Source organism: Kitasatospora sp. NPDC058063 (genome assembly GCF_042885395.1).
Taxonomy (GTDB): domain Bacteria; phylum Actinomycetota; class Actinomycetes; order Streptomycetales; family Streptomycetaceae; genus Kitasatospora; species Kitasatospora lactacystinica.
Genome location: NZ_JBHVSD010000003.1, coordinates 386,646 through 397,766 on the forward strand (window position 1 = coordinate 386,646; position 11,121 = coordinate 397,766).

Consider the following 11,121-nt stretch of genomic DNA (forward strand, 5'->3'; position numbering starts at 1 on the left):
AGATCCATGGCGGATGACCAGAAGCTGCTCGACCATCTGAAGTGGGTGACGGGCGAGCTCCGCCAGGCGCACCGCCGGATCCGCACCATCGAGGACCGCGCGCAGGAGCCGATCGCCATCGTCGGCATGGGCTGCCGCTTCCCCGGCGGGGTGCGGACGCCCGCCGAGCTGTGGCGGCTGGTGGCCGAACGCACCGACGCGGTCGGCGACTTCCCGGCCAACCGGGGCTGGGCCGAGGACGAGGACGACGACTACGCCCGGCAGGGCGGCTTCCTCCACGACGCCGACGAGTTCGACGCCGCGTTCTTCGGCATCAGCCCGCGCGAGGCCACCGCCATGGACCCGCAGCAGCGCCTGCTGCTGGAGGCCTCCTGGGAGGCCTTCGAGGCCGCCGGCCTGAACCCGCGCGCGCTGCGCGGCAGCCGAACCGGGGTGTTCGCGGGCACCAACGGCCAGGACTACGGCCTGGTCGCGCTCGCCTCCCCGGAGGGCCTGGAGGGGCACATCGCCACCGGCACCACCGCCAGCGTGATGTCCGGCCGGCTCTCGTACGTGTTCGGGCTGGAGGGCCCGGCGGTCACCGTGGACACGGCCTGCTCGTCCTCGCTGGTCGCCATGCACCTCGCGGCGCACGCGCTGCGCTCCGGCGAGTGCGACCTGGCCCTCGCGGGCGGCGCCACCGTGATGTCCACCCCCGGCGGGTATGCCAGCTTCAACCGGCAGGGCGGGCTGGCGGCGGACGGCCGCTGCAAGGCCTTCGCGGCCGGCGCGGACGGCACGGGCTGGGGCGAGGGCGTCGGCGTGCTGGTGCTGGAGCGGCTGTCGGACGCGCAGCGGCTCGGGCACCAGGTGCTGGCGGTGGTGCGGGGGAGCGCGGTCAACCAGGACGGCGCGTCCAACGGGCTGACGGCGCCGAACGGTCCCTCGCAGGAGCGGGTGATCCGGCAGGCGCTGGCCAACGCCCGGCTGGAGGCGGCCGAGGTGGACGCCGTGGAGGCGCACGGCACCGGCACCAGCCTGGGCGACCCGATCGAGGCGCAGGCGCTGCTGGCCACCTACGGGCAGGAGCGCCCCGAGGGGCGGCCGCTGTGGCTGGGCTCGATCAAGTCGAACATCGGGCACACCCAGGCGGCGGCCGGTGTCGCGGGCGTCATCAAGATGGTGCAGGCGATGCGGCAGGGCGTCCTTCCGGCCACCCTGCACGCGGACGCGCCGTCCCCGCACGTCGACTGGACGACCGGCGCGGTCGAGCTGCTGACCGAGGCCCGGCCGTGGCCGGAGGCGGACCGTCCGCGCCGCGCGGGTGTGTCCTCCTTCGGGATCAGCGGCACCAACGCCCACGTCATCCTGGAGTCGGCGCCGGAGCTTTCGGTGGAGGGGGCTTCGGCGGAGGGGGCTCCGGTGGAGGAGCCCCCGGCGCCGAACGGCATGGCGCCGTGGCCGGTGTCGGGCGGATCGTCCGAGGCGCTGGCGGCACAGGCTGGGCGACTGGCCGAATTCCTCGGCGGGGAGCCGGAGTTCGCACCGGTGGAGGTGGCGGGGACGCTGCTCTCCCGGGCCGCGCTGGAGCACCGCGCGGTGCTGCTCGGGTCCGACCGGGCGGCGCTGCTGGACGGCCTGGCCGCGCTGGCGGACGGTCGTCCCTCGGGCGGGGTAGTGACCGGTGTCGCGGCGGAGGGCCGGACGGCGTTCCTGTTCACGGGGCAGGGCGCGCAGCGGGTCGGGATGGGCCGGGGGCTGTACGAGGCGTTCCCGGTGTTCGCCGGGGCGTTCGACGCGGTCTGCGCGGAGCTGGACGGGAGGCTCGGGCGGTCGGTTCGCGAGGTCGTCCTCGAGGGCGTCGAGGACCTGGACCGGACGGTGTGGGCGCAGGCCGGGCTGTTCGCGGTCGAGGTGGCGTCGTTCCGGCTGCTGGAGTCCTGGGGTGTGATGCCCGACTTCCTGCTCGGGCACTCGATCGGTGAGGTGGCGGCCGCTCATGTGGCTGGCGTGTTCTCCCTCGCCGACGCGTGCGCCCTGGTGGCGGCGCGCGGGCGGTTGATGGACGCGCTGCCGAGCGGCGGGGCGATGCTCGCCGTCCAGGCCACCGAGGCCGAGGTCCGTGAGACGATCGGCGACCGGCTGGACGTCGCGGCCGTCAACGGCCGTACCTCCGTGGTGGTTTCCGGACCGGCGGAGGTCGTCGAGGAGTTCGCGGCCCGCTGGTCGGCCGAGGGCCGCAAGACCCGTCGACTGACGGTCTCGCACGCCTTCCACTCGGCGCTGATGGAGCCGATGCTCGCCGAATTCGCCGCCGTGCTCGCGGAGTTGAACTTCGCCGAGCCGCAGATTCCGGTCGTCTCCAACCTGACCGGCGAACTCGCCGATCCCGGCCTGCTGTCCACGCCGGACTACTGGGTCCGTCAGGTCCGCGAGGCCGTCCGCTTCGCCGACGGCGTCGAAGCGCTGCACGGCTGGGGCGTCACCCGCTACGTCGAGCTGGGCCCGGACGCCGTGCTGTCGGGCCTGGTCGGGCAGCAGCTCGCCGAGGGCGTGGTCGCCCCGCTGATGCGCCGTGACCGCGCGGAGTCCGAGACCGCGCTGACCGCGATCGCCACCCTGTGGACGAGCGGCATCGAACTCGACTGGTCCCTGGTCGTCACCGGCGGACGCCGGCTCGACCTGCCGACCTACGCCTTCCAGCGGCAGCGGTACTGGCCGAAGCCGACCGCCGGGGCGGGCGACGTGAAGGCCCTCGGCCAGACCGGGGCCCGGCACCCGCTGCTGGGCGCGGTCGTCGCCCTGCACGGCGGGGGACTGGTGCTGACCGGGCGGCTGAGCCTGGCCGTGCACCCCTGGCTCGCCGACCACGCCGTCCTGGAGACCGTGCTCGTCCCCGGCACCGCCCTGGTGGAGATGGCGCTGAGGGCGGGCCGCGAGGCCGGCTGCGAGGTGCTGCGCGAGCTGGTGATCCAGTCGCCGCTGGTGCTGCCGCAGCAGGGCGGCGTCGCCGTCCAGGTGAGCGTCTCCGAGGCCGACGAGGCCGGGGACCGCACCGTGCAGGTCCTGTCGCGCTCCGAGGCGGAGGACGCCGCGTGGGTGTGCCACGCGACCGGGGTGCTCTCCCCGGCGGGCTCCGCCACCCCGGCCGCCGACGGCTCCGCCGCTGCCGGAACCTGGCCGCCGGTGGGGGTCGAGCCCGTCGACCTCGACGGCTTCTACGACCGCCTGACGGCCGTCGGCTACGGCTACGGACCGGTCTTCCAGGGCCTGCACGCGGCCTGGAGCGACGGTGACAGCGTCCACGCCGAGGTGCTGCTCCCCGAGGCCGCCGCCGGTCAGGCGCAGGCGTACGGCCTGCACCCCGCGCTGCTGGACGCCGCACTGCACGCGGTCGGCTTCTCCGCCGCCGTGGACGCCCACCGGGCCGCCCGGATGCCGTTCGCCTGGACCGGCGTCCGGCTGCACGCGGCCGGTGCCGCAGTGCTGCGGGTCACCCTGACCGTGACCGCCGACGGCGTGGCGCTGAGCGTCGCCGACGGCACCGGGGCGCCCGTCATGACCATCGAGTCCCTGGTGCTGCGGGAGGTCGAGGCCGAGCAGCTGCGCCCCGCCGTCGGCCCGGCCGTCGCCGAGGCGCTGTTCGCGCTGGACTGGACCGCGGTCACGCCGGCGGGCGCCGCCGGTGCCGGGCCCGCGACCTGGGCCGTGCTCGGTGCGCCCGCCCCGGGCGGCGCGGACACCCCCGCGCCCGCCGTCCCGCCGCTCGACGCGCCCCGGTACGCCGGGCTCGCCGAGCTGGTCGCCGCGCTCGACGGCGGACGCCCGGCGCCGCAGGCCGTCGTGCTGCCGGTCCCCGTCACCGCCGCCGAGGCCGTCGACCTGCCGGCCAGGGTGCGGGAGACGGCCGGCCGCCTCCTGACGGACCTCCAGGCCTGGCTGGCCGAGGAGCGGCTGGCGGACACCCGGCTGGTGGTCGTGACCCGCGGCGCCGTCGCCGTGGGCCAGGAGCCGGTCGACCTGGTCGCCGCCGCGGTCCGGGGCCTGGTCCGCTCCGCGCAGACCGAGAACCCCGGCCGGATCGTGCTGGTCGACCTGGACGGCGAGGCCCCGGCCGACGACTGGTGCCCGGTCGCCGCCCACGGCGACGAGCCGGTGCTGGCCGTCCGCGACGGCGCCGTCCTCGCCGCCCGGCTGGCCCGGCCCTCGGACACGCTCGCCGTACCGTCCGGCCGGGAGGCCTGGCGCCTGGACACCCTCGGCCCCGGGACGCTGGAGAACCTCGCCCTGGTCCCCGCTCCGGACGCCGACCGGCCGCTCGGCCCCGGCGAGGTGCGGGTCGCCGTCCGCGCCGCCGGCGTGAACTTCCGCGACGTGCTGCTCGCGCTCGGCATGTACCCGGAGCGCGCGCCGATGGGCGCCGAGGCCTCCGGCGTGGTGGTCGGGACCGGCCCCGGCGTCACCGACCTCGCCCCCGGCGACCGGGTGTTCGGCTTCTTCTCCGGCGGCATCGCCGCCACCGCGGTCACGGCCCGCGACCTGCTGGCCCGCATCCCCGACGGCTGGACCTTCGGCCGGGCCGCCGCCGTCCCGCTGGTGTTCGCGACGGCCTACTACGGGCTGCGCGACCTGGCCGACGTCCGGCCCGGCGAGTCCGTGCTGGTGCACGCCGCGGCCGGGGGCGTCGGCATGGCCGCCGTCCAGCTCGGCCGGCACCTGGGCCTCGACGTCTACGGCACGGCCAGCGCCGGCAAGTGGGACGTGCTGCGCGCCCAGGGCCTCGACGACACCCGCATCGCCTCCTCCCGCGACCTGGACTTCGAGGAGTCCTTCCGGGCCGCCACCGGCGGACGCGGCGTGGACGTCGTGCTCAACGCCCTGGCCGGCGAGTTCGTCGACGCCTCGCTGCGCCTGCTCGCGCCCGGCGGCCGCTTCCTGGAGATGGGCAAGGCCGACGTCCGCACCGACCTCCCGCGCGGGGACGTGCGCTACCGAGCCTTCGACCTCGGCGAGGCCGGACCGGTGCGGATGGGCGAGATCCTCGCCGAGGTCATCGCGCTGTTCGACGCCGGCGCGCTGCACGACCTGCCGACCACGGCCTGGGACGTGCGCAACGCCGTCGAGGCCTTCCGGTACATCGGCCAGGCCAAGCACATCGGCAAGAACGTCCTCACCGTCCCGGCGCCGCTCGACCCCGAGGGCACCGTCCTGATCACCGGCGGCACCGGCACCCTGGGCGGGCTGCTGGCCCGCCACCTGGTCGCCGAGCACGGCGTACGGCACCTGCTCCTGCTGAGCCGTCAGGGCCAGGAGGCGCCCGGTGCCGCCGAACTCGTCGCCGAACTGCGGGAACTGGGCGCCGAGGCGACCGTCGCGGCCTGCGACGCCGCCGACCGCGAGGCGCTGGCCGCGGTGCTCGCCGCGATCCCCGCCGAGCACCCGCTCACCGGCGTGGTGCACACCGCGGGCGTCCTGGACGACGGCGTGTTCGGCGCGCTCACCCCGGCCCGGCTCGACGCGGTGCTGCGCCCCAAGGTGGACGCGGCCGTCAACCTGCACGAGCTCACCGCCGACGCCGACCTGGCCGCGTTCGTGCTCTACTCCTCCGCCGCGGGGACCTTCGGCACCGGCGGCCAGGCCAACTACGCGGCCGCGAACGCCTTCCTGGACGCCCTCGCCGCGCACCGCCGGGCGCACGGCCTGCCCGCGCAGTCGCTCGGGTGGGGCCTGTGGGCGAAGGCCAGCGCCCTCACCGGACACCTCGCCGAGGGTGCCACCGTGACCAGCGGCGACCGGCTCTCCGGCACGCTGACCGCCGAGCTCGGACTCGCCCTCCACGATCGCGCGGCCGCCCTGCCCGCCGCGCACCTGCTGCCGGTCCCGCTCGACCTCGCGGCCGCCCGCGCCTCGGGCGCCGAGCCGCCGTCCCTGCTGCGCGGCCTGGTCCGCCCCACCCTGCGGCAGGCCGCCGACGGCCCGGTGACGGGCGGGCAGGCCACGCTGGAACGCCGCCTCCGGGGCCTGGAGGACGGCGAGCGGCGGCAGCTGCTGCTCGACCTGGTCCGGACGAACACGGCCACCGTGCTCGGCCACGCGGGTGCCGAGGCGGTCGGGCCGCAGCAGGCGTTCAAGGACCTCGGCGTCGACTCGCTGGCCGCGGTGGAACTGCGCAACCGGCTGAACACCGCCACCGGCCGGCGGCTGCCCGCCACCCTGGTGTTCGACTACCCGACGGCCGCGGCCCTCGCGGACTTCCTCGCCACCCTGCTGCTCGGCGCGGCCGAGGAGGCCGCCCGGCCCCGCGCGACGGCTGCCGTCGCCGACCCCGGCGAGCCGATCGCCATCGTCGGCATGTCCTGCCGCTTCCCCGGCCACGTGGCCTCCCCGGCCGACCTGTGGCGACTGGTCTCCACGGGCGGGGACGGGATCGTGCGGTTCCCGGCCGACCGCGGCTGGGACCTCACCGGGCAGTCCGGCGCCTACGCCACCCTCGGGGGCTTCGTCGACGGCGTCGCGGACTTCGACGCCGGGCTGTTCGGGATCTCGCCGCGCGAGGCGCTGGCGATGGACCCGCAGCAGCGGCTGCTGCTGGAGGCCTCCTGGGAGGCCTTCGAATCCGCCGGCCTCGATCCCCGGGCGCTCAAGGGCGAGCCGATCGGCGTCTTCGCCGGCGCCGCGCCGTCCTACTACGGCGTCGACGTGGACCTGCCGCAGGACACCGAGGGGCACCGGCTGACCGGTGGCGCGACCAGCGTCCTGTCCGGCCGGGTGGCGTACGCGTTCGGGCTGGAGGGCCCGGCGATGACCGTGGACACGGCCTGCTCGTCCTCGCTGGTCGCGCTGCACCTCGCGGCGCAGGCGCTGCGCTCCGGCGAGTGCGACCTGGCCCTCGCGAGCGGGGTGACGGTGATGACCGGCTCCGGGGTGTTCACCGAGTTCGCCCGGCAGGGCGGGCTGGCGGCGGACGGCCGCTGCAAGCCCTTCGCGGCCGGCGCGGACGGTACGGGCTGGGGCGAGGGCGTCGGCGTGCTGGTGGTCGAGCGGCTGTCGGACGCCCGGCGGCTCGGGCACCAGGTGCTGGCCGTGGTGCGCGGCAGCGCGGTCAACCAGGACGGTGCGTCCAACGGCCTCACCGCGCCGAACGGTCCGGCTCAGCAACGGGTGATCCGTCAGGCGCTGGCGAGCGCCGGGGTGTCGGCCGCCGAGGTGGACGCCGTCGAGGCGCACGGCACCGGCACCAGCCTGGGCGACCCGATCGAGGCCCAGGCGCTGCTGGCCACCTACGGGCAGGGCCGCGACGGCGAGCCGCTCTGGCTCGGCTCGATCAAGTCGAACATCGGGCACACCCAGGCCGCGGCCGGTGTGGCGGGTGTGATCAAGATGGTGCAGGCGCTGCGGCACGGGGTGCTGCCGGCCACCCTGCACGCGGAGCGGCGGACCTCCGAGGTGGACTGGTCGGCGGGCGCGGTCGAGCTGCTGACCGAGGCCCGGCCGTGGCCGGAGGCCGGTCGCCCGCGTCGCGCGGGCGTGTCCTCCTTCGGGATCAGCGGCACCAACGCCCACGTGATCCTGGAGGCCGCTCCGGCGGTGGCGGTCGAGGAGCCGGAGACCGCACAGGGCGTGCTGCCCTGGCTCGTGTCGGGACGCTCGGCCGGCGCGCTTGCGGCGCAGGCCGGGCGACTGGCCGAATTCCTCGGCGGGGAGCCGGAGTTCGGGCCGGTGGAGGTGGCGTCGACGCTGCTCTCCCGGGCCGCGCTGGAGCACCGTGCGGTGGTGTTCGGCGACGACCGGGCGGCACTGCGGGACGGTCTGGCCGCGCTGGCGGACGGGCGCTCCGCGGGCGGGGTCGTCTCCGGTGTCGCGGCGGAGGGGCGGACGGCGTTCCTGTTCACCGGGCAGGGTGCGCAGCGGGTCGGCATGGGCCGGGAGCTGCACGAGGCGTTCCCCGCCTTCGCGGCGGCCTTCGACGCGGTCTGCGCGGAGTTCGACCTGCTGCTGGACCAGCGGGTGAAGGACGTGGTGTTCGACGGGGCGGAGGAGCTGGACCGGACGGTGTGGGCGCAGGCCGGGCTGTTCGCGGTCGAGGTCGCCTCGTACCGGTTGCTCGAATCCTGGGGCGTGACGGCCGACTTCCTGCTCGGGCACTCGATCGGCGAGATCGCCGCCGCCCACGTCGCAGGGGTCTTCCCGCTGCCGGACGCGTGCGCCCTGGTGGCGGCGCGGGGCCGGCTGATGCAGGCGCTGCCCGAGGGCGGGGCGATGCTCGCCGTGCAGGCCACCGAGGCGGAGGTCCGTGACGCGGTCGGCGACCGCCTGGACGTGGCGGCCGTCAACGGCCCGACCTCCGTGGTGGTTTCCGGTCCGACCGAGGTGGTCGAGGAGTTCGCCGCGCGCTGGTCGGCCGAGGGTCGCAAGACCCGCCGGCTCACGGTCTCGCACGCCTTCCACTCGGCCCTGATGGAGCCGATGCTCGAAGAATTCGCCGCCGTCCTCGCGAAGTTGACCTTCGCCGAGCCCAGGATCCCGCTCGTCTCCAACCTGACCGGCGGGATCGCCGAGCCGGGCCTGCTCGCCACCCCCGAGTACTGGGTGCGGCAGGTCCGGGAGGCCGTCCGCTTCGCCGACGGCGTCGAGACCCTGTACCGCGAGGGCGTCACCCGTCTCGTGGAGCTCGGTCCGGACGGTGTGCTGACCGCGCTGGCCGCGCAGAGCGCCCCCGACGCGGTCGGCGTGCCGCTGCTGCGCAAGGACCGGGACGGCCGCGAGACCGTCCTGACCGCGCTGGCCGCGCTCTGGACGGCGGGTGTCGCGATCGACTGGTCCGCGCTGCTGCCCACGGCCCGTCACCTTCCGCTGCCGACCTACGCCTTCCAGCGGGACCGCTACTGGCCGGACCCGGTCCAGGCCCCGGCCGGCAAGCCGCAGGACGCCGACCCGGCGGACCCGGCGGAGGCCGGGTTCTGGGCCGCCGTGGAGCGCGGCGACCTGGCGGAGCTGGCCGACACGCTGGACCTCGGCCCGCAGGCGCTGGACCCGGTCGTGCCCGCGCTCGCCGCGTGGCGGACCCGGCGCCGCCGGGACGCGACGATCGACGGCTGGCGCTACCGCGTCGACTGGACGCCGCTGACCGGTCTGCCCGCCACGGGGCTGCTTGACGGCGGCTGGCTGGTCGTCGCGCCGCAGGACTCCGAGCTGACCGAGTGGGCCACCGCCGCGCTCCGGTCCGCCGGGGCCGAGGTCACCGTCGTGGTCGACCCGGGCACCGGCCGGGACGCGCTGGCCGCCCTGCTCGCCGAGGCGGCCGGAGCGGTGGGTGAGGTCTCCGGCGTCCTGTCGCTGACCGCCGCCGTCGGCTCCGCGCTGCCCGGATCGGCGCTGCCCGAGGGCACCGCCGCCACCGTGGCCCTGCTCCAGGCGCTCGGCGGCGCGGGGATCGAGGCGCCGCTCTGGGTGGCCACCCGGGGCGCCGTCCGCACCGGCGGGGACGATCCGCTGGACAGCCCGGCCCAGGCGTCGGTCTGGGGCCTCGGCCGGGTGGCCGCGCTGGAGAACCCGGAGCGCTGGGGCGGCCTGGTCGACCTTCCGGTCACCGTGGACGCCCGTGCCGCCGACCTGCTGACCGTCCTGCTCGGCGAGGACACCGGCGAGGACCAGGTCGCGATTCGCGGGACGGGCCTGCTGGCCCGCCGGCTGGTGCGCGCCCCGCTGGACACCGCCGTTCCGGCGCCCGAGGGCTGGCGGCCCACCGGAACGGTCCTGGTGACCGGCGGGCTTGGCGCGCTCGGCGCGGACTCCGCCCGGTGGCTGGCCCGGCGCGGCGCCGCGCACCTGGTGCTGCTCGGCCGGCGCGGGGCGGACACCCCCGGCGCGCGGGAGCTCGCGGCCGAACTGGCCGGGTACGGCAGCCGGGTCACCCTCGCCGCGTGCGACGTGGCCGACCGCGCCGCCCTGGCCCGCGTGCTGGCCGCCGTGCCGCAGGACCTGCCGCTGACCGCCGTGCTGCACGCCGCCGGGGTCGACGGCCTGGGCCGGCTGGACGAGGCCGACACCGACCGGCTCGACGCGGTGCTGGCCGCGAAGCTCGGGGGAGCGGTGCACCTGCACGAGCTGACCGCCGGGCTCGACCTGGAGCAGTTCGTCGTCTTCTCCTCGATCGCCGCGGTCTGGGGCGGCGGCGGACAGGGCGCGTACGCGGCGGGCAACGCCTTCCTGGACGCCCTGGTGGAGCACCGTCGGGCCGGCGGCCTGGCCGGCACCTCGGTGGCCTGGGGGGCGTGGGCGGGCGCCGGACTGGCCGTCAGCGGGGACACCGGCGGCCTGCTGCGCCGCGGCGTCACCCCGATGGATCCCGAACTCGGCGTTCAGGCCCTCGCCCAGGCCGTCGACCGGGCGGAGAGCGGTCTGACCGTGGCCGACGTGGACTGGGAGGTCTTCGGCGCGGCGTTCACCTCCGTCCGGCCCAGCCCGCTGCTGCACGAACTGCTGGAGGAGCCGGCGGCGGCCGCGAGCGCGGAGCCGGCCGCGGCGGAGGACGCCGACGAGGCGTCCGCCCTCGCCGCCCGGCTGGCGGCGGCGCCGCCGCGCCGGCGCCCGCAGATCCTGGTCGACGTGGTGCGGGCCGAGGCGGCCACCGTGCTGCGCTACCAGGACGGCCGCTCCGTCGCGGCCGGCCAGGCGTTCAAGGACCTCGGCTTCGACTCCTTGACCGCGGTCGAGCTGCGCAACCGGCTGAGCCGGGTGACCGGCCTGCGCCTGCCGCCGAGCCTGGTGTTCAACCACCGCACCCCCCAGCGGGTGGCCGCCTTCCTCGGTGAGGAGCTGGGCGTCCTGACCGAGGAGCGGCCCGCCGGGCCGGACGAGGCGGCGGTCCGCGCGGCGCTGGCGGCCATCCCGATCGAGCGGCTGCGGGAGGCCGGACTGATGGACACCCTGCTGAGCCTGGCGGACCCGGCGCCGTCGGGCACACCCGGTACACCCGGCACACCCGACGGGCCCGACGGCCCGGACCAGTTGGACGGTCCGGACGGTGCGCACGTGCCGGACGACGACGACCTTGACGACCTGGACGATCTGGACGCCGACGCGCTGATCGAGATGGCCCTGAACACCGAACGAGACGACGCCTGAGCCATGGAGAAATCG

Annotated in this window: 1 protein-coding gene; it reads left to right on the forward strand. The window is 76.6% G+C overall.

Annotated elements, in window-relative coordinates; genetic code table 11:
- Positions 1-45: 45 nt before the first annotated feature.
- The gene (locus ACFVUY_RS07850) at positions 46-11,106 is read left to right on the forward strand and encodes a type I polyketide synthase (RefSeq protein ID WP_387728226.1); all 11,061 of its coding nucleotides are present in this window, start codon (positions 46-48) and stop codon (positions 11,104-11,106) included.
- The last annotated feature ends 15 nt before the right edge of the window (positions 11,107-11,121 follow it).